The organism is Nocardia coubleae NBRC 108252 (assembly GCF_001612805.1).
Classification (GTDB): Bacteria; Actinomycetota; Actinomycetes; order Mycobacteriales; family Mycobacteriaceae; genus Nocardia; species Nocardia coubleae.
On the sequence record NZ_BDBD01000027.1, the window covers coordinates 85093 to 110925 of the forward strand.

The following is a 25833-nucleotide window of genomic DNA, read 5'->3' on the forward strand; positions in this document are numbered from 1 at the left end:
GCACATGTTCATCCGTGCGCTGTCGGTTCGTGATTTCCGCTCGTGGGAACACGCCGAGCTGGAGTTGTCCCCAGGGCGCACCGTCCTGCTGGGCGCGAACGGCAACGGGAAGACCAATCTGCTCGAGGCGGTCGGCTATCTGGCGACGCTCGGCTCGCACCGGGTGTCCGCCGACGCGCCGCTGATCCGGATGGGCGCCACCCAGGCCGCCATCGGGGCGACCGTGGTGAACGCCGGCCGCGAGCTGCGGGTGGATGTGGAACTCAAGCAGGGTGCCGCCAACCGCGCGCAGGTCAATCGTTCGCCGGTGCGCCGATCGCGCGAGATCCTCGGCATCCTGCAGACCGTGTTGTTCGCGCCGGAGGATCTGGCGCTGGTGCGTGGCGACCCGGGGGAGCGGCGCCGGTTCCTCGACGAGTTGTGCACAGCCCGCCTGCCCAGGCTGGCCGGTGTGCGCGCCGATTACGACAAGGTGTTGCGCCAGCGGTCGGCGCTGTTGAAAACCGCTGGGCGCCAGGTGCGTTCGCGCTCGGATCTGAGCACCCTCGACGTGTGGGACGGGCACCTGGCCGAGCACGCCTCGGTGTTGCTCACCCAGCGACTGCGCCTGGTGCACGACCTGTATCCCTATCTCGCAGAGGCATATCGGTCGATTGCACCCGAATCACGCCCTGCCGCAATCGCTTACCGCTCCGGGTATCTTCCGCCGGACCTGCTCGATCCCGCGCGGGCACCCGAACCCGACGACGTGGACCAGGTGCGCGAGATCGTGCTGCGTGAACTGGCCGCCGCGCGCGGCCGCGAACTCGACCGCGGAGTGTGCCTGGTCGGCCCACATCGTGACGATCTCGAGCTGCTGCTCGGCAGCGCGCCGGCGAAGGGGTTCGCCAGTCACGGCGAGTCGTGGTCGTTCGCGCTGGCGTTGCGGCTGGCCTCGTTCGAGCTGTTGCGCAACACCGGCGCCGAACCGGTGCTGCTGCTCGACGATGTGTTCGCCGAACTGGACCGGCGCCGCCGGACCGCGCTCGCGGAGGTGGCGGCCGGTGCAGAACAGGTACTCATCACCGCCGCGGTCGCCGAGGACGTACCCGCCGAACTGGCCGCCGCGCCGCTGCGGGTGCAGACCGAGGGCGACGCGGACCGGCGCACCTCACGGATCGTGGCCGAAGATATGCACAGCCAGCCATAGTTATCAACAGGCCCTGTGGAAAACCGTGGACATGCTGGACATATGCCGCATCGGTGCGCGACGGCGCTGTCGGGCACCCGGCGTAGACTCCCGAACCGACCGATGAGCCTCGAGACCGGAAGGTGGGACCGCGTGCAGGACGAGCCGGAAGCGGAACTGCGCGGGATCGATCTGGCCCGCCGCGCCCTCGAGGAAGCACGGGCGGCGGCCAAGGCCAGCGGTAAGTCGGTCGGGCAGGGCCGGGCGTCGCCGGTGCGCAAGCTGCGCGCGGGCGGACGTCGCCGCAGCGGCTGGTCCGGTGCGGGCCCCGACGCCCGCGATCCCCAGCTGTTGTCCGCGCTCGCGGGCTCGATCGCGAAGAATCGTGGCTGGTCAGGCAAGGTTGCCGAGGGAATGGTCTTCGGCCGCTGGCCGAGCGTGGTCGGTGAGGACATCGCCGCACACGCCACCCCCGTGACCCTCGAGAACGGCGTGCTCAAGATCGCCGCCGAGTCCACGGCTTGGGCCACCCAGCTGCGGATGCTGCAGAGCCAGATCCTCGCCAAGATCAACGCGGCGGTCGGGCAGGGCGTGGTCACCTCCCTGCGGATCACCGGTCCGGCGGCGCCGAGCTGGCGCAAGGGCGAACGCCACATCAAGGGCCGCGGCCCGCGCGACACCTACGGGTAGCCGGGCGGTCACCGGTGCGAGTTCCGTTGCGGCACCGCCGCTTCGATCCCCAGATTCGCAGCCTGTGGACAAAGCCTGTGGATAACTTCGGGTCGGGTGTGGAAGACCCCGGGAAAGCACGCATCGGCGCGACCCCGGCGGAGGCGAACCCTAGCGGCCCCTACGACCGGCAAAACATGTGGCGAGGCGGAAGCCACTCGCGCTTGTCCGAGTTCTCGCATTCACGGCGACGTCAGGGGTGTCGTAGGTGCACTGTAAGTTGGCCTTACCAGTAGGATGGTGACGTAACCAGCGGCGAACCCTCGACGCGCGTGTTGTGCAGCCGCTTGCGAGCTGTCCGCGCCAGGGATCAGCAAGTAAGGAGAGCTACCGACAAGTGGCTGCCAACGACTCCAACGCATCGGGCAACAATTCGGGCTACGGTGCCTCGTCCATCACGGTCCTCGAAGGCCTCGAGGCGGTGCGCAAGCGCCCTGGCATGTACATCGGTTCCACCGGTGAACGCGGTCTGCACCACCTGATCTGGGAGGTTGTGGACAACTCGGTCGACGAGGCGATGGCGGGCCACGCGACCAGGGTGGACGTGACGCTGCTGGCCGACGGTGGTGTCGAGGTCGTCGACGACGGCCGAGGTATCCCCACCGCCATGCACGCGCAGGGCATTCCGACCGTCGAGGTCGTCATGACCCAGCTGCACGCCGGCGGCAAGTTCGACTCCGACGCCTACGCGGTGTCCGGTGGTCTGCACGGTGTCGGTATCTCCGTGGTGAACGCCCTGTCGAGCAAGCTGGAAGCCGAGATCGACAACGACGGCTACCACTGGACCCAGGTCTACAAGGATTCCAAGCCCGGCAAGCTGGTCAAGGGCGAGCCGACCGATCGCACCGGCACCACCATCCGGTTCTGGGCCGATCCGGAGATCTTCGAGACCACCACCTACAACTTCGAGACGGTCGCGCGCCGTCTGCAGGAGATGGCGTTCCTCAACAAGGGCCTGACCATCACCCTGACCGACGAGCGGGTGAGTGATTCCGAGGTCACCGACGAGGTGGTCAGCGAGACGGCCGAGGCGCCCAAGCACGCCGACGAGGTCGCCGCCCAGGCGGTCGAGCACAAGGTGAAGACCCGCACCTACCACTACCCGGGCGGTCTGGTGGATTTCGTCCGCCACATCAACCGCACCAAGTCGGCCATCCACAACTCGGTCGTCGGCTTCACCGGCAAGGGCACCGGGCACGAGCTCGAGGTCGCGATGCAGTGGAACTCGGGTTACTCCGAGTCTGTCCACACCTTCGCGAACACGATCAACACCCATGAGGGCGGCACCCACGAAGAGGGTTTCCGCGCGGCGCTCACCACGGTGGTCAACAAGTACGCCAAGGAGAAGAAGCTCCTCAAGGAGAAGGACGGCAACCTCACCGGCGACGACATCCGCGAGGGCCTGGCCGCCATCGTGAGCGTGAAGGTCGGCGAGCCGCAGTTCGAGGGCCAGACCAAGACCAAGCTCGGCAACACCGAGGTGAAGTCGTTCGTGCAGCGCGCCTGCAACGAGCACCTCACGCACTGGTTCGAGGCCAACCCGGCCGACGCGAAGACCATCGTGCAGAAGGCCGTGTCCTCGGCGCAGGCCCGGATGGCCGCCCGCAAGGCCCGTGAGCTGGTACGCCGCAAGTCGGCGACCGACCTGGGTGGGCTGCCCGGCAAGCTGGCCGACTGCCGCTCCAAGGATCCGGGCAAGTGCGAGATCTACATCGTCGAGGGTGACTCCGCCGGTGGCTCGGCCAAGTCCGGCCGCGACTCGATGTACCAGGCGATTCTTCCGCTGCGCGGCAAGATCATCAATGTCGAGAAGGCCCGTATCGACCGCGTCCTCAAGAACAACGAGGTCCAGTCGATCATCACCGCGTTCGGCACCGGTATCCACGACGAGTTCGATATCGCGAAGCTGCGCTACAACAAGATCATCCTGATGGCCGACGCCGACGTCGACGGTCAGCACATCGCCACGCTGCTGCTCACGCTGCTGTTCCGCTTCATGCGGCCGCTGGTGGAGCAGGGCCACGTGTTCCTGGCCCAGCCGCCGCTGTACAAGCTCAAGTGGATGCGTGCGGACCCGGAGTTCGCCTACTCCGACCGCGAGCGCGACGCGCTGGTCGAGGCCGGTCTGGCCGCGGGCAAGAAGATCAACAAGGACGACGGCATCCAGCGCTACAAGGGTCTGGGTGAGATGAACGCCAAGGAGCTGTGGGAAACCACCATGGATCCGTCGGTGCGGGTGCTTCGTCAGGTGACGCTCGACGACGCCGCCGCGGCCGACGAGCTGTTCTCCGTGCTGATGGGCGAGGACGTGGAAGCACGTCGCAGCTTCATCACCCGTAACGCCAAGGACGTTCGCTTCCTCGATGTGTGAGCGGTGCTGCGCCATCGCGCGCCCGCGAACACATCAGCCCTCTAAGGAGATTCGATGACTGAGACCACGCTGCCACCGTCCGGCGGTGCGGGCGACCGGATCGAACCGGTCGACATCCAGAACGAAATGCAGAGCAGCTACATCGATTACGCGATGAGCGTGATCGTCGGCCGCGCGCTGCCCGATGTGCGCGACGGCCTCAAGCCGGTGCACCGGCGCGTGCTCTACGCCATGTACGACAACGGCTACCGCCCCGATCGCGGTTACGTGAAGTCGGCGCGTCCGGTCGCCGAGACCATGGGTAACTACCACCCGCACGGCGACTCGTCGATCTACGACACCCTCGTGCGCATGGCCCAGCCGTGGTCGCTGCGGTACCCGCTGGTCGACGGCCAGGGCAACTTCGGTTCTCGCGGCAACGACGGCGCGGCCGCCATGCGTTACACCGAGTGCCGTCTCACGCCGCTGGCGATGGAGATGCTGCGCGATATCGACAGCGAGACCGTCGATTTCGTACCCAATTACGACGGTCGCTCGATGGAGCCGACCGTGCTGCCCGCGCGCGTGCCCGCGCTGTTGATGAACGGCAGCAACGGCATCGCCGTCGGTATGGCGACCAACATCCCGCCGCACAACCTGAACGAGCTGGCCGAGGCCATCTACTGGTCGCTGGAGAACTACGACGCCGACGAGGAATCCACCCTCGCCGCGTGCATGGAACGCGTCAAGGGCCCCGACTTCCCGACCCACGGCCTGATCGTCGGCAGCCAGGGCATCCACGACGCCTACACCACCGGTCGCGGTTCCATCCGCATGCGCGGTGTGGTCGAGATCGAGGAAGACGCGCGTGGCCGCACCACGATCGTCATCACCGAGCTGCCGTACCAGGTGAACACCGACAACTTCGTCAACTCGATCGCCGAGCAGGTCAAGGACGGCAAGATCGCGGGTATCTCCGATATCCACGACGAGTCCTCCGACCGTGTCGGCATGCGCATCGTGGTGACGGTCAAGCGCGACGCGGTCGCCAAGGTGGTGCTGAACAACCTCTACAAGCACACCCAGCTGCAGACCAGCTTCGGCGCGAACATGCTCTCGATCGTCGACGGTGTGCCGCGCACGCTGCGCCTGGATCAGATGATCCGGCACTACGTGAACCACCAGCTCGAGGTCATCGTCCGGCGCACCCGCTACTTGCTGCGCAAGGCCGAGGAGCGGGCTCACATCCTGCGCGGCCTGGTGAAGGCGCTCGACCTGCTCGACGAGGTCATCGCGCTGATCCGTGGGTCGGCCAACACCGACACCGCGCGCACCGGCCTGATGCAGCTGCTCGACATCGACGAGATCCAGTCGACCGCGATCCTCGACATGCAGCTGCGGCGCCTCTCGGCGCTGGAGCGTCAGAAGATCATCGACGATCTGGCCAAGATCGAGCTCGAGATCGCCGACTACAAGGACATTCTCGAGAAGCCGGAACGTCAGCGCGCGATCGTGCGTGACGAGCTGGCCGAGATCGTCGAGAAGTACGGCGACGACCGCCGGACCAGGATCATCGCCGCCGACGGCGACGTGGCCGACGAGGACCTGATCGCCCGCGAGGACGTGGTCGTCACGATCACCGAGACCGGTTACGCCAAGCGGACCAAGACCGACCTGTACCGCTCGCAGAAGCGCGGCGGCAAGGGCGTGATGGGTGCCGGCCTCAAGCAGGACGACATCGTCAAGCACTTCTTCATCTCCTCCACCCACGACTGGCTGCTGTTCTTCACGAACAAGGGCCGGGTGTACCGGGCCAAGGCCTACGAGCTGCCCGAGGCCAACCGCACCGCGCGTGGTCAGCACGTGGCCAACCTGCTGGCGTTCCAGCCGGACGAGAAGATCGCCCAGATCATCCAGCTCAAGACCTACGAGGACGCCCCGTACCTGGTGCTGGCGACCCGCGCGGGCCTGGTGAAGAAGTCCAAGCTCACCGATTTCGACTCCAACCGGTCCGGTGGCATCGTCGCGGTGAACCTGCGCGACGACGACGAGCTGGTCGGCGCGGTGCTGTGCTCCTCCGACGACGACCTGCTGCTGGTGTCGGCGCACGGCCAGTCGATCCGCTTCTCCGCGACCGACGAGGCGCTGCGCCCGATGGGCCGCGCCACCAGCGGCGTACAGGGCATGCGGTTCAACACCGACGACGAATTGCTCTCGCTCAATGTGGTCCGCCCGGACACCTATTTGTTGGTCGCGACCGCCGGTGGGTATGCCAAGCGTACGGCGATCGAGGAGTACACCGCGCAGGGTCGCGGCGGAAAAGGCGTATTGACAATCCAATACGATCCGAAGCGTGGCAGCCTGGTGGGTGCGCTCATCGTCGACGACGAGGACGAGTTGTACGCGATCACTTCCAGTGGTGGCGTCATCCGCACCGCGGCCAAGCAGGTCCGCAAAGCCGGACGCCAGACCAAGGGCGTGCGATTGATGAACCTCGCGGATGGCGATACCTTGCTAGCGATCGCGCGCAACGCCGACGAGCCCGATCCCGATCAGCTCATCGGCGACGCGGCCTCGGAGCAATAACCCAACCAGCGGCGGCAACGAACGGATCTGAGGATTCCATTGACCACACCGAATCAGTCGAACGACGATCGGAACCAGACCAACGGCGTCACCGAGCGGGTCGCCTCGTCTCCGATCCAGCCGCGGCCGATCCCACGTCAGGGTGCGGCCGAGGGCGCCAAGGCGCCGGAATCCGGTGGCGCCGGGGACGAATCGTTCGACCAGGCCACCGTGCGGATGGGTACCGAGTCGAACGGGCCCGCCAACGGCTCGGGCAACGGCAAGGGTAAATCGCCCTACCAGGACGGCTGGGCGCAGTTGCCGCAGCGGGAACCGCAGTCCAACCTGTACCGCCCGGGTGAGGCGCCGAGCCAGGGTCGCCCGTCCTCGGGTGGTCAGGGTGGCGGTGGCCTCAAGGGCAGCGGTCCGTCCAACGCGCGCACCACCGCCGACCTGGCGGCCAAGGCGGCGCGCAAGGAAGCCGCGATGGTGAAGTCCGTCGGTATCGACGGGCCGACCCGAAGCATCGCGCGTCCCGAGCTGGTCAAGGACATGCCCGATCTATCGGATGTGCGTCATCCGGGGTCGGACCTGCCGATGGCCAACACCGGGCTGCCGATGGCGCCCCAGCAGCCGCAGAGCGGACCGTCGGCGCGGGCCGCGGCCGCCTCGGGCCCGGTCTCGCCCGCCGTTCCGGTGGCCATCGCGGCCGCCGCGTCGGGTGAGCCGCTGCGCGCGACGGTGCAGATCCGCCGCATCGATCCGTGGTCGACGCTGAAGATCACGCTGGTCATCAGTGTGGCGCTGTTCTTCGTGTGGATGGTCGCCGTCGGCCTGCTCTACATCGTGCTCGCGGGCATGGGTGTGTGGGACAACCTGGACAACTCGCTGGGCGAGATGTTCAACCAGGAGGGCAGCTCGGGCGGCCTGATCGACGCGGGCACGATCTTCGGGTACGCGGGCGTCATCGGCCTCATCAACGTGGTGCTGTTCACCGCGCTGGCGACGGTCGGTGTGTTCATCTACAACCAGTGCTGCGATCTGGTCGGTGGCATCCAGGTGACCCTGGCCGATCCGGACTAGGAACACGCGCTTTCCGGCACGGCCGGTCGGACCAGGAAACTGGCTCTGACCGGCCGTTTTGGTTATCGGCGGGAGGGTAAGGTAACCTCGTGTCTCGTTGCGGTTCACTGCTCCGGCAGAGGATCGGAATCGAGTTCGGGCCTATAGCTCAGGCGGTTAGAGCGCTTCGCTGATAACGAAGAGGTCGGAGGTTCAAGTCCTCCTAGGCCCACTCCCGAACATCACAGTAGGGTGGGAATCATGAAGATTGTCCTCACGGTCGGTGTTGTGATCGCGGTTCTCATCGGTATCACCAAATTCCGCAAGCGCGACGAAGCCGATCTCTGGCGTGAGGTCACCACCCGCTGATTCGGGTTGCCAGCCGGTACACCACCGGTAAGGGGCCTTAGCTCAATTGGCAGAGCACTGCCTTTGCAAGGCAGGGGTTAGGGGTTCGATTCCCCTAGGCTCCACTTCTGTGAATTCCTCGGTTTTCGATTTCCTGCTCACCGCCACCCCCGGTGCCGCCGATTCGGTGGATTTCGCGGTGGACTGGGCACGTCACCGCGCTCGCTGCGCGGATCTCACCAATTCTGTCGACCGCGCCGCTGTCGCCGGATTCGACAGTGTCGCATTGGGTTCCGCGTTCCTCGGTGGGTATCAGGAAGCGCTGCACGCGCTGGTGCCCACGCTGGCCCCGGACGAGCTGAGTTCGATGTGCGCGACCGAAGCCACCGGAGCACGACCCTCGGCCATGACGACGACCGTCACCGGCGACGGGGCGGTGACCGGCACCAAATCGTTCGCCACGCTAGGCACCTTCGCCACCCGATTTCTCGTGATCGCCCGCGCGGGCGCACATTCCGACGGCAAGCCGAGCCTGCGTGCCGTGCTCGTCGCGGCCGGACCGCAGGCGGCGGTGACCCCGCTGCCGCCGTTGCCGTTCGCACCGGAGATCCCGCACGCCACCGTCACTTTCACGGACGCGCCGGGAGAAACCCTGCCCGGTGACGGGTACGCCGACTACCTGAAGCCGTTCCGCACCGTCGAAGACCTGCACGTGCTCGCCGCTGTGCTCGGTCAGCTAGTGCGGGTGGCCCGACAGGCACAATGGCCCGCCGACGCGCTCACGGCCCTGCTGGCGCTGTTTGCGGCCGTGCGTGGCCTCAGCACCGAACCAGCCGCGTCGGCGGGCGTGCACATCGCGCTCGCCGGCGTCTTCGATCGCTGCACCGCACTGCTCACCGAACTCCAACCGCACTGGGACCGGGTGGATCAGGAGATCCGGCAGCGCTGGGAGCGGGACGCGCCACTGCTCGGGGTCGCCGGGAAGGTCCGTGCGGCCCGGCTGGCTACCGCCTGGCGCACAGTGGCCGAACAGGGGGCCGACGCGCCTGTGGGCCACGAGGATCACTAGCTGTTCTCGTGGCCGCGTCGCGTGGCCTGAACCCGGCTGTCGGGCGATGGAACTGCACCTTGCCGGAAAATGGGGAGCGGGCCTCGGCGAAGGGGGGGAGTTAGCCGAGGCCCGCGTAGGGTCGGCCCGGGGGGGAGGGGCCGACGTGAACGATCCTACGCGATCCACGCGGAAATCGTGTACGCGCAACGGATCAGTTTCCGAGAATTTTTCGTGTCGCGGCCCGTCATGGGGCCGTCGGCCGCAGCCGCGGAGCGGTCGCCACGGTGTTGTGAGACATCACAAACCTCTTACGAACACCCGAAGCCGCTGGTACGCAAGGTTTTACGGCTCGCGCGAGCTGAACATGTTCTCGTCGGGGTCGCCGTGCGGCCACCCGCAATCCGGGCCGGAGCGCAGCCGCATCGCCGAAAAATCAGTCCGATTCGCCGCGTGTCGCATGCACTCGGCATGTCGAACAAATTTGTACATCTGACATCGCGAACCACCCGAAATGAGGATGCGACTTGTCGGTGGGTGGGGCAATACTGAGGCCATCAAGGGTTCGCGAACTACGACATCATCAGGAGAATCATGCCCGACGCAATCGTCGCCGAGGGTCTGGTCAAACGGTACGGACAGCTCACCGCACTGGACGGGCTGGATCTCTCCGTCCCCGAAGGCACCGTCACCGCACTTCTCGGCCCGAACGGCGCGGGAAAGACCACGACTGTCCGTGTACTCACCACTCTGCTCGTTCCCGACGAAGGCCGCGCCACCGTCGCCGGGGTCGATGTCATCAACAATCCGCAGGCACTGCGCTCGCGCATCGGCGCGTCGGGCCAGTACGCCGCTGTCGACGAGTATCTGACCGGCTTCGAGAACCTCGAAATGGTCGGCAGGCTCTATCACCTCGGCACGCAGCGCAGTAAGGAGCGGGCCCGCGAGCTGCTCGAGCGCTTCCGGCTCACCGACGCCGCCGACCGCCCGGTGAAGGGCTACTCCGGCGGCATGCGCAGGCGCCTGGACCTCGCGGGCGCGCTGGTCGCCAACCCGCCGGTGCTGTTCCTCGACGAGCCGACCACCGGCCTCGACCCACGCGCCCGCCTGGATCTGTGGGACGTGATCGAGGAACTCGTCTCCGGCGGCACCACCCTGCTGCTCACCACCCAGTACATGGAGGAGGCCGACCGACTGGCCGACTCCATCGCGGTGATCGACCGCGGCACCGTCATCGCCCGCGGTACCGCCGACGAACTCAAGGCACTCGTCGGTGGCGACCGCATCGAACTCACCGTCGCCACCGCCGACCAGCTCACCGACGCCAAACAGGTGCTCAGCGGCCTGGCCGACGGCGAAATCCACCTCGAACCGGGTCTGCGCAAGATCACCGTGCCCGTGGCCGACGGTTCCCAGGACCTGGTCACCGCCATCGGCAGGCTCACCGAGCACAAGGTCGAGATCAACGACGTCGCCCTGCGCAGGCCTTCGCTCGACGACGTATTCCTCACCCTCACCGGGCACGAGGCCGAAGAACTCGTCGCCGGGGATGCCGAGAAGGCAGGCGCCAAGGAAGGACAGAGCCGATGAGCGTCTCGATCGACAAGACACCACCGGTGACCGAGCCGAGCCTGGAAGAACGGCTGGCGATGGTGGTCAGCGACAGCCTCACGATCGCCAAGCGCAATGTCATCAAGATCAAGCGCGTGCCCGACGTGCTGATCTTCACGACCATGTCGCCGATCATGTTCGTGCTGATGTTCGCCTACGTGTTCGGCTCGGCGATCAAGGTGCCCGGGCTGGAAGGCGGCTACCGCGAATTCCTGATCGCGGGCATCTTCGTCCAGACCGTGGTGTTCGGTGCCTCGTTCACCGGCGCCGGCCTGGCCGAGGACATGCAGAAGGGCATCATCGACCGGTTCCGGTCGCTGCCGATGGCGCCCTCGGCGGTGCTGTTCGGGCGCACGATCAGCGATGTGGTGATCAACCTGGTCAGCCTCGTTGTCATGTCGCTGACCGGGTTGATCGTCGGCTGGCGTATTCGTGGGTCGATTCTCGACGCGGTGCTCGCGTACCTGCTGATGCTGCTGTTCGCCTACGCGCTGTCGTGGATGATGGCCGTGGTCGGGTTGCTCGTGCGGGCGCCGGAGGTGTTCAACAACGCCAGCTTCATGGTGATCTTCCCGCTGACGTTCCTGTCCAACGCCTTCGTGCCGATCAACGACCTGCCCGGGCCGCTGAAGGTGTTCGCCGAGTGGAACCCGATGTCGGCGGTCACCGAGTCGGTGCGTCAGCTGTTCGGCAACACCAGTCCATTGGCCCCGCCCTCGGACGCGTGGTCGATGCAGCACCCGGTGGCCACGTCGCTGATCTGGATCGTGCTGATCCTGCTGATCTTCGTGCCGCTGGCTCAGGTGCAGTACAAGAAGTCCGTGAGCCGCTGAGGGTTCAGCTCGCGCCGGTCTCCGCGACGGGGGCCGGCGCGGAGCCGTTGCGGGAGTAGCCGAGACGCGGCGGTTCGGCGGCGGGTTCGGGCAGCTGGGGGCGCTTGCTGCGGGCGATCCAGGCCAGCGCGCCCGCACCGGCGATCGCGAGGGAGGCGATGAGCGGGTTACGAAGCTTCATGCGACCACTGTGGCATAGAACGCCGCCGACGGCACAAACACGAAAACCACGCTCCACCAGGTGCCCGGCAGCGCGGTGACCGCGTGGCACCATTGCTGCGTGACCTCACCCCATCAGACGGCCGTGGCGACGCTGCACACCAACCACGGCGATATCAAGATCGCGCTTTTCGGTAACCACGCGCCCAATACGGTGCGCAATTTCGTCGGCCTCGCCGACGGTAGCGCCCCGTACACCACCCCGAACGCGGGTGGCACGGAAGCTGGCCCGTTCTACGACGGCGCCGTCTTCCACCGGGTGATGCGGGGATTCATGATCCAGGGCGGTGACCCGACCGGTACCGGCCGCGGCGGTCCGGGCTATGAATTCGGCGACGAGTTCCATCCAGAGCTGCGTTTCGATCGCGGATACCTGCTGGCCATGGCCAATGCGGGACCGGGCACCAACGGGTCGCAGTTCTTCATCACCGTCGGCCCGCAACCGCATCTGAACCGCAAGCACACGATTTTCGGCGAGGTGGTCGACCCGGATTCACGCAAGGTGGTCGACGCGATCGCGGCGGTGGAGACCGACCGCAACGATCGTCCGACCGAACCGGTCGTCATCTCCTCGGTCAAAATCGACTGAATCCGGAAAACAGAACTCCCCGCCGCGATCGTCGCGGCGGGGAGTTCTTTGCTTCACGTGAAACAACGTCAGTCGGTGGCGACCTTCGCGAAGCCGTTGACGACGAGGGCGTCGAAGACGTCGGCGGGGTTGGCGCCCAGGTCCCAGCGGCCGAAGATCAGCAGGCGCTCGGCGTCGTTGTGGCGGACGTCGACCTCGAGCATGGTGTTCTTCCGGCCGATGCGCCGGTAGGAGGTCACACGGATCCGGTCGATGTGGTCGAGGGGGTACTCGTCGCGGCCGGTGAGAGTGCCGACGATCAGGCGCGGCGGGGAACCGGGAACCATGGTGAGCCGGGGGCGCTGACGCAGCGCGAGCACGGCCATGGCCAGCACCGCGACGGCGGCGACGCCGAGAAAGAGCCGCGAGGGACCGTCCTGGGCGAGAACGGCCGCTACGGTCAGCAGGAGGCCACCGCCGGTCACCGCGACCAGGGCGGCGGTCGGCGTGGTCCAGGACAAGCTGGCGGCGGGTCGACCTGCGTTCACGCGGCTTGTTCCCCCATTGATCCTCGAGTTGTCCACAGCTTCATCCACAGGTGTGCATGAATGACAACGGTGTAGTTCAGCGCCACCGCATGGTCATGATGAGCCCGATGACCATCAGGCCGAAACCGATCAGGAAGTTCCAGGCGTTCAGGTCGTTCATCCAGCTGATCTTCTCGGCAGCCAGGTAGTACACGAGCAGCCAGAGCAGGCCGGCCAGCATGAAGCCGAGCATGATCGCGACGTACCAGACAGGCGACGGACCCGCCTTGACCTTCACCGGGGTACGGCTGGCAGGGCTCGGGGTGTAATCGGCCTTCTTACGGACCTTGGACTTGGGCATGACGTCCTCGTATTCTCCGGTACTGGTCGTCTCCTAGGCTATCCCACCAGGTAATGGATGCGACGACCTACCGGCCGGGCACGTACCCTCGTTGCATGCGTGTTCTGGTCGTCGACAACTACGACAGCTTCGTGTTCAACCTGGTGCAATACCTCGGCCAGCTGGGTGCCGACGCCGTCGTATGGCGAAACGACGACCCGCGCCTGGCCGACCTCGACACCCTGCTCGCCCGTGGCGACGAAGGCGGCGCTTTCGACGGCGTGCTGGTGAGCCCCGGGCCGGGCAGCCCCGACCGGGCGGGTGCGAGCATTCCGCTGGTGCATGCCGCCGCCAAATACGAGAAGCCGTTGCTCGGCGTGTGTCTCGGACACCAGGCCATCGGCGAGGCGTTCGGCGGCACCGTCGACCGGGCGCCGGAACTGCTGCACGGCAAGACCAGTTCGGTGTACCACCTCGGCTCGGGCGTGTTGGCCGGTCTGCCCGACCCCTTCACCGCCACCCGCTACCACTCGCTCACCGTGCTCCCGGAGACCATGCCCGCGGAGCTGGAAGTGGTCGGCCACACCGAGAGCGGCATCGTGATGGCCATGCGCCACCGCAGCCTGCCGATCCACGGCGTGCAGTTCCACCCGGAGTCGGTGCTCACCCAGGGCGGGCACCGGATGCTGGCCAACTGGCTCGAGGTCTGCGGCGAACGCCCGGCCGAGGCGCTGGTGTCGGCGCTCGAGGCGGAGGTCGCCGCGCTGGTGACTCCGTGAGCGAGGTGCCTGCGGCATCCGGCGGTGGCGACGGGAGCGCCGCCCCGCCGAGACGCCCGCGAGTGCTCTTGTCTGTGGCGACCAGTCTCGATGGCTACATCGATGACGCGAGCGCGCAGCGGCTGCTGCTGTCCAACAGCGCCGACTTCGACGAGGTCGACCGGCTGCGCGCCGAGTCCGACGCGGTCCTCATCGGTGCGGGTACCTTGCGGATCGACAATCCCCGCCTGTTGGTGAACAGCGCCGAGCGGCGGGCGACGCGGGTGTCGTCGGGCCGCCCGGAGTATCCGGTGAAGATCACCGTCACCGCGTCCGGCGAGCTGGATCCGCAGCTGCGCTTCTGGCACACCGGTGGCGCGAAAATCGTCTACACCACCACGGCAGGAGCGGTCCGGCTCGGCGACCGGCTCGTCGACACCGCCGAGATCGTGTGCCTCGGTGACCGGCTCGACCTGACCACCCTGCTCGACGACCTCGCCGCGCGCGGTATCCACAGGCTGATGGTCGAAGGCGGCACCCGGATGCACACAGGTTTCCTCGCCGCCGACCTGGTCGACGAGATCCGCTTGGCGATCGCGCCGATCCTGGTCGGTGACGCGGCCGCGCCCCGCTTCGTCGGCCCGGCCCTGTTCCCCGGCGGACCACAGCGTCGACTCCACTTGACGGGTGTGGAACAACTTGGGGATGTCGCTGTCATGAACTACCTGGTCGGCGCACCGACAGACCCGGTTCATCCACCGGACCTGTGATCGGATTCCGGCTGCCGACCTGGGGAAATACCGCTGTTCACAGTTCATCCACCGGCGTACTGCACAACCTGAACATGACCGACTCCACAACTGCCACAGGCTGTGGATAACTTTCGAACCCAGGGGAAGACGTGCACACAGACAGCCTCGATCACCGCTTCATGCACAGGGCCATCGAACTGGCCCGGCAGTGTCCGCCCAGTTCGACGGCCTACTCGGTGGGCGCCGTCATCGTCGTCGACGGTGTGGAAATCTCTACCGGCTACTCACGCGAGACCGACGAAAAGGTGCACGCCGAGGAATCGGCGCTGAACAAACTCGACGCCGACGACCCCCGCCTGGCCCGCGCGACGATCTACAGCACGCTCGAACCCTGCTCGACGCGCGCCACCGCGACCCGGCTGCCGTGCACCGACCGCATCCTGGCGGCGGGTATCCCCAGGGTGGTCATCGCCTGGCGCGAACCGAGCCTGTTCGTCGCGGCCTGCGAGGGTGTGGACAAACTCCGTACCAACGGTGTGGAGGTCGTCGAACTCACCGACCTGGCCGAGGCGGCCAGGTCGATGAACGATCACCTCGACCTGAGCTGACGGGAGTCAGGGCCGCCCGTAGATGGCGGTGACGAACTCGCCGAGCTGATTGTCGTCCAGGTGGCGAGCCAGATCGGCCTCGCTGATCATGCCGACCAGCCGCTTGTTCTCGATCACCGGCATCCGCTTCACGCGATGGTCTTCCATCTGGTCGAGCACGTCTTCCACATCGGCGTCCGCGCTGATCCAGCGCGGCGTCGCCTCGCACAGTTCGGCCGCGGTCGTCAGTTCGGGTGACAGGCCGCGCGCGATGCACTTCACGACGATGTCGCGGTCGGTGATGATGCCGCACATGCGTTCGTTGTCGTCGGCGACGACGAGCGAGCCGACACCGAGATCGGCCATCGCCGCCGCGGCCGTGGCCACGGTGTCGTCGCGGGTGATCCACTGAGCGCCGGGCTTCATGATGTCCCTGGCTGTGGTCATGGGCTACCTCCTCGTTCAGCAGTGCTGGGTGGGATGGAGCTAGCCCAAGTCTAGGCCCGTGGGCCTCACCGTGGAATGGGTGAGGCGCCTACCTGCAGGATCACGTTTCCGCTCATCGTAACCGAGGTGCCCGCAGGCGGGTTCTGCCCCACGACCTTGCCCGAGGCACTGCCGTCGAGGGTGATGACCGTCGTCTGGCTGAGCTGACCGGTCCAGCCCTGCGCACGCAACTTCTCCTGGGCCTGGGTGGGGGTGAGCCCGGTCAGGTCAGGAACGGTGATGCGGTCGCCGAGGGACACCTGCACGGTGATGGTCGAGCCCTTCTCCGCGTTGCTGCCGCCCGCCGGGCTGGTGGAGAGCACCTGGCCCTTCGGTTGGGGCGAGAGCACCTCCTTGACCTCCACCTTGAATCCGGCACTCACGGTGAGGTTCGGTTCGGCGACGGAGATGTCCTGGCCAACCACGTCGGGTACCCGGACCTGTTCGGGCCCGCTGCCGATGACGATGACGATCGGCTGCTCGATGTCGATGCGCACGCCCGCGGTCGGTTCTTGCCCGATCACCCGGTCGGTGTCGGCGACGCTGGAGGCGCGCCGCTGCACATTCGGATCCATCTGCAGCCCGGTCGAATTCAGCGCCTGCTCGGCCTCGGCCTGGGTCATCCCGAGGATGCGCGGCACCGCGACCTGCGCGGGTCCGGTCGACACCTGCAGGGTGACGGTACTGCCCTCGTCGATGCGCGACCCGCCGAGCGGCTGGGTGGCGATCACATTGCCCGGCGCGACCTTGCCGTCCGGTTTCTGCTGCACGGCCACGCTGAAACCGGCCTTGACGAGCTCGGATTCGGCCTGCTGCGCGGTCTTGCCGGACAAGTCGGGTACCGCGACCTGGTCGGGCTTGCTGCCCGGACCGATCAGCACCCAGAACATGCCGAACGCGACGGCGAGCGCCGCGGCGACGCCGAGCGCGATCAAACCGGTGCGATTGCCCTGCTCGGCGGGCGGGCCGACGGCGGGGTGTTCGGAGGTGTCGTCGCGGTCGTGGAACCGGCGCGGCGCCGGCTCGTCGTAGCCGGCGTAGTCCTCGTCGTTCATCACCATCGGCGCGCTCGGCTTCTGCCCGCCGAGCACCCGGATCAGATCGGCGCGCATCTCCGCGGCGGTCTGGTAGCGGTTGGCCGGGTTCTTGGCCATCGCCTTGAGGATCACCGAATCGAGCTCGCGCGGGACCGCCGGGTTCACCGACGACGGCAGCGGCGGGTCTTCCTTCACATGCTGGTAGGCCACCGCGACCGGTGAATCACCGGTGAAAGGTGGCTGGCCGGTGAGGATTTCGAACAGCACACAGCCGACCGAGTACACGTCCGAGCGCGCGTCGACGGTCTCGCCGCGCGCCTGCTCGGGTGAAAGGTATTGCGCCGTACCGATCACGGCGGCGGTCTGGGTCATCGGGTTGGAGCTGTCGGCGATCGCGCGCGCGATGCCGAAGTCCATCACCTTCACCGCGCCCGCGCGGTTGATCATGATGTTGGCGGGCTTCATGTCCCGGTGGACGATGCCCGCCTTGTGGCTGAAGTCGAGTGCGGCGCAGACATCGGCGACGATCTCCATCGCCTTGCGCGGCGCCAGCGGACCCTTGCCGCGCACGATGTCGCGCAGGGTGTCGCCCTCGACATACTCCATGACGATGTAGGGCAGCGGCCCGTCGTCGACGGTGGCCTCGCCGGTGTCGTAGACCGCGACGATGGCCGGGTGGTTCAGCGCGGCCGCGTTCTGCGCCTCGCGCTTGAAGCGCAGGTAGAACGTTGGGTCGCGGGCCAGGTCGGCGCGCAGCACCTTGATCGCGACGTCGCGCGAGAGGCGCACGTCGCGGGCCTTGTGCACCTCCGACATGCCGCCGAACCCGATGATCTCGCCCAGCTCGTACCGCGAGGAGAGATTCTTCGGGGTGGTCATTGCTGTCCTATGTTCGGGCCTACGGCGTTGTTGTCCTCATTCGGAAATGGTAGATCGAAGGTGGGGATACGCGGCTTGTCCCGGGTGGTGGTCGCCGCCGCCGGTTTCGTGGTGGTCGGTTCCGGTTTGGTCGTCTTGGGGACGGTGGTCGTCGGTTCCGGTTTGGTCGTGGTCGGTTCCGGCGTGGTGGTCGGCGGTTCCGTGGTCGTCGTCGGTTCCGGCGTTGTCGTCGTCGGGCGGTCGGGTTGCGTCGGCGCGGGTTCCTCGGAGGTGACCGGCGGCGGCAGCGGACGGGTGGTCGTCACCGGCGGGGCAACCGGCGCGGTGGTCTGCACGGTGGTTGTGGTCGGGCCGGTGTCGCGGTTGGGTTCGCCGCCGAACAGCAGCCAGATCACGCCACCGCCGAGCAGCAGCGCACCCACACCGAGCGAGATCAGCCATTTCTGGTTGTTCTTGGCATCGTTGGTCGCGGCGACGGCGGCGGGCGCGGCGGCCTGCGTGGCCGGGCCCGCGTATCCGCCGGTCGGCGGCTGATTGCCGAAACGCATGGTCGCGCCGTCGTAGTCGGCGGCCGGGATCACGGTGGTGGGGCCGGGCGGCAGCACGCGGGTCGCCCCGGTCATCGACGCGGCGGCACCACCGGGTACGGGCGGCATGTGCCCGGCGCGCACGGCGGCCACGGCGTCGGCGAACTCGCCACCGCTGCGGTAGCGCTGCGCCGGATCCTTGGCCATGGTGATCGCGATCAGCTCGTGCACATTGGCGGGCAGATCGGCGGGCAGCGGCGGCGGCGCGTCGCGCACGTGCTTCATGGCGACGGTGATCGCGCCCTCACCGGTGAACGGGCGCACGCCTGCCAGCGCCTCGTACCCGACCACACCGAGGGAGTACACATCGGAGGCGGCGGTGGCGTCCTCGCCGACGGCCTGTTCGGGGGCGATGTACTGGGCGGTGCCCATCACCATGCCGGTCTTGGTCACCGGGGAGGCGTCGACGGCCTTGGCGATGCCGAAGTCGGTGATCTTCACCTGACCGGTCGGCGTCACCAGGATGTTGCCCGGCTTCACGTCGCGGTGCACCACACCCGCGGCGTGGGCCACCTCGAGCGCGCGTCCGGTCTGCTCGAGCATGTCGAGGCCCTGGATCACCGAGAGTCTGCCCATGCGGTTGAGCACGGCGTTGAGGGGTTCGCCCTGCACCAGCTCCATCACCAGGTAGGCGGTTTCGCCGCCGGACGGGTCGGTGGTCTCGCCGTAGTCGTAGATGCCCGCGATCCCCGGCGCGTTGAGCTGCGCGGTGGTGCGTGCTTCGACCCGGAACCGCTGACGGAACGTCGGGTCGGCGGAGAACTCGGTCTTGAGGACCTTGACCGCCACCCGGCGGTCGAGCCGGGTGTCCATCGCTTCCCACACCTGACCCATACCGCCGGTGGCGATGAGCCGCTGCAGGCGGTAGCGGTCGGCGATCATGGCGCCGTTGTTCAGCATCGGGGCCCCCGTGTTGTCACTCGCACACTCATTTCGTTCAGCCCCCTGCCAGGCCTGCGTCCAGTACCGACCTGGCGATCGGTGCGGCCACCGAGCCGCCGGTCGCCGCCAGCGCCCGGTCGCCGCCGTTCTCGACGATCACCGCGATGGCGATCTTCGGGTTCTGCGCGGGCGCGAAGGCCATATACCAGGCATGCGGCGGGGTGTTACGGGGATTGCTGCCGTGTTCGGCCGTGCCGGTCTTGGACGCGATCTGGTACGGCGACCGGCCGCCGCCCGCGGTGTTGGCTTCGGAGGCGATCATCAGGTTCACCAGGCTCGACGCTACCTGTGGACTCACGGCCTGGCCCACCGAGAAGGGCTCGGTCACACTCAGCTCCGACAGGTCGGGAGCCTGCGTCTGGTCCACCAGGTACGGCTGCATCCGGGAGCCGCCGTTGGCGATGGTCGCGGCGATCACGGCGACGTCGAGCGGGGTCACCGCGACATCGCGCTGACCGATGCTGCTCTGGCCGAGAGCCGCGTTGTCGGGGATCGGCCCGACCGTCGACTCGGCGACCGGGATCGGGACACCGCGGTGCGGGCCGATCCCGAAGGCCGCGGCCTGGTCCTTCAGTTCGGCGGCGCCGACCTTCATCCCCAGCTCGACGAACGCGGTGTTGCAGGACCGCCGGAAGGCCTCGGTGAGCGAGGCGGTCGGCTGGTCACCGCAGGTGGCGCCGTTGTAGTTCTCCAGCGTGGTCCTGGTGCCGGGCAGGGTGATGTTGGGGGCGGCGGTGAACTGGTCGTCCACGCTCACACCGTTGGCCAGCGCGGCGGCGGTGACCACGGCCTTGAAGGTGGAACCGGGCGGATAGGTCTGGGAGACCGCGCGATTGAGCATCGGCTGGGACGGGTCGTTCTTGAGCCGGTCCCACGCCGCCCGCCCGGCCGCACCGTCGTGGCCCGACAGTTCGTTGGGGTCGTAACTCGGGGTGGAGACCATCGTCAGGATCTTGCCGGTGCTCGGCTCGATCGCCACCACCGAACCGGTGTAGCCCTTGGCCGTCATCTCGTCGTAGGCCACCTGCTGCATCACCGGGTTCAAGGTGGTGATCACATTGGCGCCGCGCGGGTCGCGACCGGAGAACATGTCGACGAGCCTCCGCCCGAACAGGCTCGAGTCGTTGCCCGAGAGCAACGGGTCCTCGGCCAGCTCGATCCCGGTCTTGCCGTACTGCATCGAGTAGAACCCGGTGACGGGCGCGTAAGCCGGTGGGCTGCTCGGGTATTGGCGCAGGTACTTGTACCGGTCGTCGGTGGCCACCGACCCCGCGAGCACGGTGCCGCCTGCGGAGATCTGTCCGCGCTGGCGCGAGTACTCGTCGAGCAGCACGCGCACGTTGCGCGGGTCGGCGCGCAGGTCGTCGGCCTTGACCACCTGCAGATAGGTGGCGTTCACCAGGAGCGCGACGACCATCACCATCACGGCGACGGCGACCCGGCGTAGTGGAGTGTTCATGCGCTCGCCCTGCCTTCCGACCTGCGCAACAACTCGGTCGACGCCTCGGCGATCGGCGCCGGTGCGCGTTTGCGGGTCGGCGCGGGCGCGCGGGCGGCGTCGGAGATCTTGATCAGCAACCCGAGCAGCGCGTAGTTGGCCAGCAGCGAGGAACCACCGTAGGAGATGAACGGTGTGGTCAGACCCGTCAGCGGGATCAGCTTGGTGACGCCGCCGACCACCACGAAGATCTGGATGGCGATGGTGAACGACAGGCCCGCCGCGAGCAGCTTGCCGAAACTGTCGCGCACGGCGAGCGCGGTGCGCAGCCCACGCACGATGAAGATCAGGAACAGCATCAGCACGGCGGCCAGGCCGATCAGGCCGAGTTCCTCACCGATGGTGGTGACGATGAAGTCGGTCTTGGCGAACGGCACCTGCTGCGGACGCCCGCTGCCCAGACCCGTGCCCGCCAGGCCGCCGGTGGCGAAACCGAACAGCGACTGCGAGATCTGGTAGCCGGTGTTGTGGTAGTCGTCGAACGGGTGCAGCCAGGTATCCACGCGCACGCGCACATGCCCGAACAGTTGGTAGGCGAACACGAAGCCGAGCGCGAGCAGGCCGCCGCCGATGAGCAACCAGCCCACCCGTTCGGTCGCGATGTAGAGCATCACCAGCACCGTGCCGAAGATCAGCAGCGAGGTGCCGAGATCCTTTTCGAGCACGAGCACACCGATGCACACGACCCACACGATCAGCACCGGACCGAGGTCGCGCGGACGCGGGAACTCCATGCCGAGGAAATGCTTGCCCGCGGCGGTGAACAGGTCACGCTGGGCGACGAGCACACCCGCGAAGAAGATGATGAGCAGGATCTTGGCGAATTCGCCCGGCTGCACACTGAATCCGGGGAGCTTGATCCAGATCTTGGCGCCGTTGACTTCGGAGAACCGGCTCGGCAACAGTGCCGGAATCGCCAACGCGATCAGCCCGACCAGGCCTAGTGTGTAGGTGTAGCGCGCCAGCGTGCGGTAGTCACGCAACACGATGAGCAGGCTGATGAACACGACGATGCCCAGGCCGGTCCACATGATCTGCTGGTTGGCGTCCGGGGACGGGATGGGGCTCGAGTCGTATGCCGCCTGCTGCGCGTCGGCGAGGTCGAGGCGGTGGATCAGGACGAGACCGAGACCGTTGAGCAGCGCCACGATCGGTAGCAGTAGTGGGTCGGCGAACGGCGCGAACCGGCGAACCGCCAGATGCGCCACTCCGAACAGCGCGAGGAACGCCACACCGTACTTGGCGATGTCCCAGGTGATCGACTGTTCCTGGCTCGCCTCGACGATGAACAACGACACCGTCGTGATACCCGCCGCGCCCGCCAGCAGCAACAGCTCCTGATTCCGCCGCGTCGAGGGCGGCGGTGCGGGCGCGAATCCGCCTGGGGGACTCGGGAAAGCCCCCGCCGACGGTGGTGCCGGTGCGGACATCAGTCCGTCACCCGGCAGTTCTCCCCTGAGATCTGCGGGGAAGGTGTCGGGGCGGGCGTAGTGGTCGGTGCGGGCGTCGGTGTCGCCGTGGCGGGCTGGTCACCGGGGCCGGGCGCGGGCGCCGGGGTGGCAGGGGGAACCTCGGTGGGCAGCACACCCGGCTGCGGCACCGATTCCTTCTTGGGGCACGGGTCGAGGACCTCGCCGGTGAGCCGGCGCATGCTCTCGCGGGCCTGGGCCAGCGAATCCGGCGGCAGGCTGCGTTCCACCTGGTCGCGGCCGGTCTGCTTGAGATCGCTGACCATCAGCTTCTTGCAGCCGTTGGGGGCGGTGGCGCCGACTTCGAGGAGGGTGATCTCGTTCTTGCTGTTCACGCAGGCGGTGAGCTCCACGTCGTGGATGGCGTAGCCGAGGATCGAACCGGGCAGGCCGCGCATCACGACCACCTGATCGTTGTCGGCGCCCACGTAGTAGTTGCTGCGAATCATCTTGTAGCCCACCACGAGTCCTACCGCGACGGCCACGATCAAGGCGACCGACAGCAGCAGCCAGCGCAGCTTGTGCGACTTGGTCTCGGGCGGCGGGGGAGCGGCGGCGGCCCGGCGCGGCTGGGCGCGCGGCGGACGCATGGCGGCGGCACGGCCGGCCGCGGTGTTCGGCGGCGGCGCGTCTTCCTCCTCCTCGGTGGAGGCGGCACCGGCGACGATCGGATGACTCTGCCCGTAGTCGAGGTCGATCACATCGGCGACGACGACGGTGACGTTGTCGGGACCACCTGAGCGCAAAGCCAATTCGATGAGCCGGTCGGCGCACTCGTCGGTATTGCCTTCGCGCATGGTGTTGCCGATGGTCTCGTCGCTCACCACGTCGGAGAGTCCGTCGGAGCACAACAGATACCGGTCACCGGCGCGGGCTTCGCGCATGATGAGCGTCGGCTCGATCTCATTGCCGGTGAGGGCACGCATGATGAGCGAACGCTGCGGATGGGTGTGCGCCTGCTCGGGCGTGATGCGACCCTCGTCGACCAGCGACTGCACGAAGGTGTCGTCGCGGGTGATCTGGGTGAGTTCGCCGTCGCGCAGCATGTAGGCGCGCGAGTCGCCGATGTGCACCATGCCGAGCTTGCGGCCCGCGAACAGGATGGCGGTGAGCGTGGTGCCCATGCCGTCGAGTTCGGGTTCGGCCTCGACGTGGTCGGCGATGGCGGCGTTGCCGGAACGGGTGGCGCGGTCGAGCTTGCCGAGGATGTCCTCGCCGGGTTCGTCGTCGTCGAGATGCGCCAGCGCGGCGATCATCAACTGGGAGGCGACTTCACCGGCGGCGTGTCCACCCATACCGTCGGCGAGGGCCAGCAGGCGAGCGCCCGCGTAGACCGAATCCTCGTTGTTGCCCCGGACGAGTCCGCGGTCGCTTCGCGCGGTGTAGCGCAGAACAAGTGTCACGATCGCAGCTCGATCACTGTTTTGCCGACCCGGACAGGAGTGCCGAGCGGAACACGGACGGCGGTGGTGACTTTCGCGCGGTCGAGATACGTGCCGTTGGTGGAACCGAGGTCTTCCACGTACCAGTCGTCACCACGCTGAGACAGTCGCGCGTGCCTGGTCGAGGCGTAGTCGTCGGTGAGTACCAGCGTCGAATCGTCGGCGCGGCCGATGAGGACCGGCTGCGTGCCGAGTGTGATCCGAGTGCCGGCTAGTGAACCATGAGTCACCACTAGATACTTGGCGCCCTTCTGGCCTCGGCTCAGGGATGGCAGACCGATGGAACCACGCGCTCCGCGTGCGGCCCTCGGCTGTATCCGGATGCCGGATGCCGCGTAGATATCGCTGCGCAAGGTCCGCAGAACGGCCCAGACGAACAACCAGAGCAGCAGCAGGAACCCCGCGCGGGTCAATTGCAGGATCAGTCCCTGCACGGCGTTCCACCTCCTGTTCGCCCGGGTACGTCGGTGCGGCAGGGGACGAAGTGACCCCCACCAGCGTGCTGGCTTGCGGGCCCCGAGGTCGGGGCCGTGCGTGTGATGGCAGCATCATAGGGCCGACGGCGTCGACACGTGACCTGCACCGCGCAGCTTACGGGATCAGACGATCCTGATCAGGATCTCGGAATGTCCGGCCCGGATGACGTCACCGTCGGCGAGCTGCCAGTCCTGTACCGGCGAGCCGTTGACCAGCGTGCCGTTGGTGGAACCCAGGTCGGAGAGCATGGCGGTCTGGCCGTCCCAGCGGACCTCGATGTGGCGGCGCGACACACCGGTGTCGGGCAGCCGGAAGTGCGCGTCCTGGCCGCGGCCGATGATGTTGGAACCCTCACGCAGCTGGTAGGTGCGGCCGCTGCCGTCGTCGAGCTGCAGCGTGGCCGAGTAGCTGGACTGGGCCGGGGCACCGTAACCACCCGCGGGCTGGCCGTAACCGGCTTGCGGCTGGGCGTACCCACCCTGCTGGCCGTAACCGGCGGGCTCCTCGTAAGCGGGTTCGGCGTAACCGGCCGCCTGGGCGCCGTAACCGGAGGACTGACCGTAGCCGGGCTCGGCGTAACCGTTCTGGCCGTAGCCGCCCTGCTGGTCGTATCCGGGTTCGGCGTAACCCTGCTGGCCGTACCCGGGCTGCTGGCCGTAGGCCTGCTGCGGATCGGCGTAACCCTGCTGGCCGTACCCACCCTGCTGGTCGTAGCCCGGCTCGGCGTACCCGGGCTGACCGTAACCACCCTGCTGGCTGTAGGCCTGCTGGCCGTACCCGCCCTGCTGGTCGTATCCGGGTTCGGCATAGCCCTGCTGGCCGTACCCGGGCTGACCGTAGCCCGGCTGCGGGGCCTGGTCGTACCCGTTGTGGTACTCGCCGCCCTGCTGGCCGTAGGCGGGGTCGTAGCCGGGCTGGCCCTCGGGCGCGCCGTAGCCACCGCGGCCGTAGTCGTCGGCAGGCGGATAGGGAGCCCCAGGCGCGGCGGGCGGCGGTGCGTACCCGCGGTTGCGTGGATCGGACTCCGCGGGCTCTCGGCTTGGCTCGTAGCCTGAGTTGTGCGTCATGGGGCCAGCTCCTGGTTGCGGGTGTGCGGGTCGTTGTGGCGGTCCGGGGCGAGGTGGGACGGTCCCGCGACCGGCGTCGGGGTCGACGCGGCCGCTCGCTCTGAACATTCCGGTGTGCAGCGTAGGTGATGCCTCGAACGCCACGTGCACTTCGCCGTAGGTCTGCCAGCCCTGCTCGCGGATGTAATCCTGCAGATGTTTGGCGAACGCCTTGGTCGTCAGGTCGTGATCTGCGTCGAGTTTCCCGAAATCTGATTCGTTGATCGTGATCACATAACTGTTGGGTGCGAGCTGATGCCCGCCCTCCAGTTCCTGGATCCGATCTGCGGCTTCGCGCTGCAGCGCGGCCTCTACCTCCTGGGGAACGACGCTGCCGCCGAACACCCTCGCGAACACGTCACCGACGGCGCTCTGTAAGCGACGTTCGAATCTCGACACGATGCCCATCACAGCCCTCCCTTCGGTGCGCGTGTCCGTCCTGTCG

24 protein-coding genes and 2 tRNA genes are annotated in these 25833 nt (G+C 67.4%); 15 read left to right on the forward strand and 11 right to left on the reverse strand.

The features are described 5' to 3' along the window. Positions 1-4 precede the first annotated feature (4 nt). The 11 genes from recF (at position 5) to NCO8_RS27915 (ending at position 11714) form a co-directional block, all read left to right on the forward strand. Entirely contained in the window at positions 5-1189 is a 1185-nt protein-coding gene (gene recF / locus NCO8_RS27870; protein WP_067644048.1) for a DNA replication/repair protein RecF, read from the forward strand. A 102-nt stretch (positions 1190-1291) separates the two neighbouring features. After that, entirely contained in the window at positions 1292-1858 is a 567-nt protein-coding gene (locus tag NCO8_RS27875; RefSeq protein WP_067495133.1) for a DUF721 family protein, read from the forward strand. A gap of 376 nt (positions 1859-2234) precedes the next feature. Continuing rightward, complete coding sequence (gyrB, locus tag NCO8_RS27880; RefSeq protein ID WP_067644051.1) at positions 2235-4268, forward strand: DNA topoisomerase (ATP-hydrolyzing) subunit B; 2034 nt, start codon at positions 2235-2237, stop codon at positions 4266-4268. Between the two features lie 54 nt (positions 4269-4322). Beyond that, the gene (gene gyrA / locus NCO8_RS27885) at positions 4323-6833 is read left to right on the forward strand and encodes a DNA gyrase subunit A (protein WP_067644054.1); all 2511 of its coding nucleotides are present in this window, start codon (positions 4323-4325) and stop codon (positions 6831-6833) included. A gap of 39 nt (positions 6834-6872) precedes the next feature. Beyond that, entirely contained in the window at positions 6873-7895 is a 1023-nt protein-coding gene (locus NCO8_RS27890) for a DUF3566 domain-containing protein (protein ID WP_067644057.1), read from the forward strand. A 137-nt stretch (positions 7896-8032) separates the two neighbouring features. Then, positions 8033-8106 (forward strand) — tRNA-Ile (locus tag NCO8_RS27895). A gap of 29 nt (positions 8107-8135) precedes the next feature. Continuing rightward, positions 8136-8243: a DLW-39 family protein gene (locus NCO8_RS32200; RefSeq protein WP_210740150.1), complete on the forward strand. Its 108-nt coding sequence runs from the start codon at positions 8136-8138 to the stop codon at positions 8241-8243. A 31-nt stretch (positions 8244-8274) separates the two neighbouring features. Continuing rightward, positions 8275-8347 (forward strand) — tRNA-Ala (locus NCO8_RS27900). A gap of 5 nt (positions 8348-8352) precedes the next feature. Continuing rightward, the gene (locus tag NCO8_RS27905) at positions 8353-9291 is read left to right on the forward strand and encodes an acyl-CoA dehydrogenase middle domain-containing protein (RefSeq protein WP_067644060.1); all 939 of its coding nucleotides are present in this window, start codon (positions 8353-8355) and stop codon (positions 9289-9291) included. Positions 9292-9864: 573 nt separating this feature from the next. Next, the gene (locus NCO8_RS27910) at positions 9865-10860 is read left to right on the forward strand and encodes an ATP-binding cassette domain-containing protein (RefSeq protein WP_067644063.1); all 996 of its coding nucleotides are present in this window, start codon (positions 9865-9867) and stop codon (positions 10858-10860) included. A gap of 59 nt (positions 10861-10919) precedes the next feature. Beyond that, entirely contained in the window at positions 10920-11714 is a 795-nt protein-coding gene (locus NCO8_RS27915) for an ABC transporter permease (RefSeq protein ID WP_067644316.1), read from the forward strand. Between the two features lie 4 nt (positions 11715-11718). Here NCO8_RS27915 and NCO8_RS31945 read toward each other — a convergent pair whose 3' ends face one another. Next, positions 11719-11895 carry a hypothetical protein gene (locus tag NCO8_RS31945; protein WP_166655808.1) on the reverse strand — a complete coding sequence of 59 codons (177 nt, stop codon included), beginning with the start codon at positions 11893-11895 and terminating at the stop codon, positions 11719-11721. A gap of 99 nt (positions 11896-11994) precedes the next feature. Between NCO8_RS31945 and NCO8_RS27920 the strand changes: the two genes are divergently transcribed. Beyond that, complete coding sequence (locus NCO8_RS27920; RefSeq protein WP_067644322.1) at positions 11995-12522, forward strand: peptidylprolyl isomerase; 528 nt, start codon at positions 11995-11997, stop codon at positions 12520-12522. Positions 12523-12590: 68 nt separating this feature from the next. Here the strand turns inward: NCO8_RS27920 and NCO8_RS27925 are convergent, their stop codons facing one another. Together NCO8_RS27925 and crgA are read right to left on the reverse strand one after the other, a co-directional pair. Beyond that, the gene (locus NCO8_RS27925; RefSeq protein ID WP_067644066.1) at positions 12591-13049 is read right to left on the reverse strand and encodes a PH domain-containing protein; all 459 of its coding nucleotides are present in this window, start codon (positions 13047-13049) and stop codon (positions 12591-12593) included. Between the two features lie 76 nt (positions 13050-13125). After that, positions 13126-13389: a cell division protein CrgA gene (crgA, locus tag NCO8_RS27930; RefSeq protein ID WP_067495154.1), complete on the reverse strand. Its 264-nt coding sequence runs from the start codon at positions 13387-13389 to the stop codon at positions 13126-13128. 95 nt (positions 13390-13484) lie between these two features. Here crgA and NCO8_RS27935 point away from each other — a divergent pair, with 95 nt between their 5' ends. From NCO8_RS27935 to NCO8_RS27945, 3 genes are all read left to right on the forward strand, one after another. Further along, complete coding sequence (locus NCO8_RS27935) at positions 13485-14147, forward strand: aminodeoxychorismate/anthranilate synthase component II (RefSeq protein ID WP_067644069.1); 663 nt, start codon at positions 13485-13487, stop codon at positions 14145-14147. 62 nt (positions 14148-14209) lie between these two features. After that, complete coding sequence (locus NCO8_RS27940) at positions 14210-14896, forward strand: RibD family protein (protein WP_067644072.1); 687 nt, start codon at positions 14210-14212, stop codon at positions 14894-14896. Between the two features lie 131 nt (positions 14897-15027). Beyond that, entirely contained in the window at positions 15028-15486 is a 459-nt protein-coding gene (locus tag NCO8_RS27945) for a deaminase (protein WP_245655532.1), read from the forward strand. Between the two features lie 6 nt (positions 15487-15492). Here the strand turns inward: NCO8_RS27945 and NCO8_RS27950 are convergent, their stop codons facing one another. From NCO8_RS27950 to NCO8_RS27985, 8 genes are all read right to left on the reverse strand, one after another. After that, positions 15493-15912, reverse strand: coding sequence for a CBS domain-containing protein (locus NCO8_RS27950; protein ID WP_067495164.1), 420 nt, complete (start codon positions 15910-15912; stop codon positions 15493-15495). A gap of 65 nt (positions 15913-15977) precedes the next feature. After that, positions 15978-17867, reverse strand: coding sequence for a Stk1 family PASTA domain-containing Ser/Thr kinase (pknB, locus tag NCO8_RS27955; protein ID WP_067495166.1), 1890 nt, complete (start codon positions 17865-17867; stop codon positions 15978-15980). Then, positions 17864-19354 (reverse strand): serine/threonine-protein kinase, encoded by a 1491-nt coding sequence (locus NCO8_RS27960; protein WP_067644074.1) that lies wholly within the window; start codon positions 19352-19354, stop codon positions 17864-17866. The genes pknB and NCO8_RS27960 overlap by 4 nt, the downstream gene beginning before the upstream one ends. 37 nt (positions 19355-19391) lie before the next feature. Then, positions 19392-20855 carry a peptidoglycan D,D-transpeptidase FtsI family protein gene (locus NCO8_RS27965; protein ID WP_067495172.1) on the reverse strand — a complete coding sequence of 488 codons (1464 nt, stop codon included), beginning with the start codon at positions 20853-20855 and terminating at the stop codon, positions 19392-19394. Beyond that, complete coding sequence (locus tag NCO8_RS27970; RefSeq protein WP_067495175.1) at positions 20852-22324, reverse strand: FtsW/RodA/SpoVE family cell cycle protein; 1473 nt, start codon at positions 22322-22324, stop codon at positions 20852-20854. The genes NCO8_RS27965 and NCO8_RS27970 overlap by 4 nt, the downstream gene beginning before the upstream one ends. After that, positions 22324-23766 (reverse strand): PP2C family protein-serine/threonine phosphatase, encoded by a 1443-nt coding sequence (locus tag NCO8_RS27975; RefSeq protein ID WP_067495178.1) that lies wholly within the window; start codon positions 23764-23766, stop codon positions 22324-22326. Before NCO8_RS27975 ends, NCO8_RS27970 begins: the two co-directional genes overlap by 1 nt. Next, complete coding sequence (locus tag NCO8_RS27980; RefSeq protein ID WP_067495180.1) at positions 23763-24239, reverse strand: FHA domain-containing protein FhaB/FipA; 477 nt, start codon at positions 24237-24239, stop codon at positions 23763-23765. The genes NCO8_RS27975 and NCO8_RS27980 overlap by 4 nt, the downstream gene beginning before the upstream one ends. A gap of 165 nt (positions 24240-24404) precedes the next feature. Then, a complete protein-coding gene (locus tag NCO8_RS27985; RefSeq protein WP_067495183.1) occupies positions 24405-25796 on the reverse strand; it encodes an FHA domain-containing protein in 1392 nt (463 codons plus the stop codon). Between the last annotated feature and the right edge of the window lie 37 nt (positions 25797-25833).

Excerpts from the sequence above, each read along its gene's own strand:
- recF (WP_067644048.1), top strand. The coding sequence starts at position 5 with ATGTTCATCCGTGCGCTGTCGGTTCGTGATTTCCGCTCGTGGGAACAC.
- NCO8_RS27875 (WP_067495133.1), top strand. The coding sequence starts at position 1,292 with ATGAGCCTCGAGACCGGAAGGTGGGACCGCGTGCAGGACGAGCCGGAA.
- gyrA (WP_067644054.1), top strand. The coding sequence starts at position 4,323 with ATGACTGAGACCACGCTGCCACCGTCCGGCGGTGCGGGCGACCGGATC.
- NCO8_RS32200 (WP_210740150.1), top strand. The coding sequence starts at position 8,136 with ATGAAGATTGTCCTCACGGTCGGTGTTGTGATCGCGGTTCTCATCGGT.
- NCO8_RS27910 (WP_067644063.1), top strand. The coding sequence starts at position 9,865 with ATGCCCGACGCAATCGTCGCCGAGGGTCTGGTCAAACGGTACGGACAG.
- NCO8_RS27915 (WP_067644316.1), top strand. The coding sequence starts at position 10,920 with ATGGTGGTCAGCGACAGCCTCACGATCGCCAAGCGCAATGTCATCAAG.
- NCO8_RS31945 (WP_166655808.1), bottom strand. The coding sequence starts at position 11,895 with ATGAAGCTTCGTAACCCGCTCATCGCCTCCCTCGCGATCGCCGGTGCG.
- crgA (WP_067495154.1), bottom strand. The coding sequence starts at position 13,389 with ATGCCCAAGTCCAAGGTCCGTAAGAAGGCCGATTACACCCCGAGCCCT.
- NCO8_RS27935 (WP_067644069.1), top strand. The coding sequence starts at position 13,485 with ATGCGTGTTCTGGTCGTCGACAACTACGACAGCTTCGTGTTCAACCTG.
- NCO8_RS27950 (WP_067495164.1), bottom strand. The coding sequence starts at position 15,912 with ATGACCACAGCCAGGGACATCATGAAGCCCGGCGCTCAGTGGATCACC.
- pknB (WP_067495166.1), bottom strand. The coding sequence starts at position 17,867 with ATGACCACCCCGAAGAATCTCTCCTCGCGGTACGAGCTGGGCGAGATC.
- NCO8_RS27960 (WP_067644074.1), bottom strand. The coding sequence starts at position 19,354 with ATGCTGAACAACGGCGCCATGATCGCCGACCGCTACCGCCTGCAGCGG.
- NCO8_RS27965 (WP_067495172.1), bottom strand. The coding sequence starts at position 20,855 with ATGAACACTCCACTACGCCGGGTCGCCGTCGCCGTGATGGTGATGGTC.
- NCO8_RS27970 (WP_067495175.1), bottom strand. The coding sequence starts at position 22,324 with ATGTCCGCACCGGCACCACCGTCGGCGGGGGCTTTCCCGAGTCCCCCA.
- NCO8_RS27985 (WP_067495183.1), bottom strand. The coding sequence starts at position 25,796 with ATGGGCATCGTGTCGAGATTCGAACGTCGCTTACAGAGCGCCGTCGGT.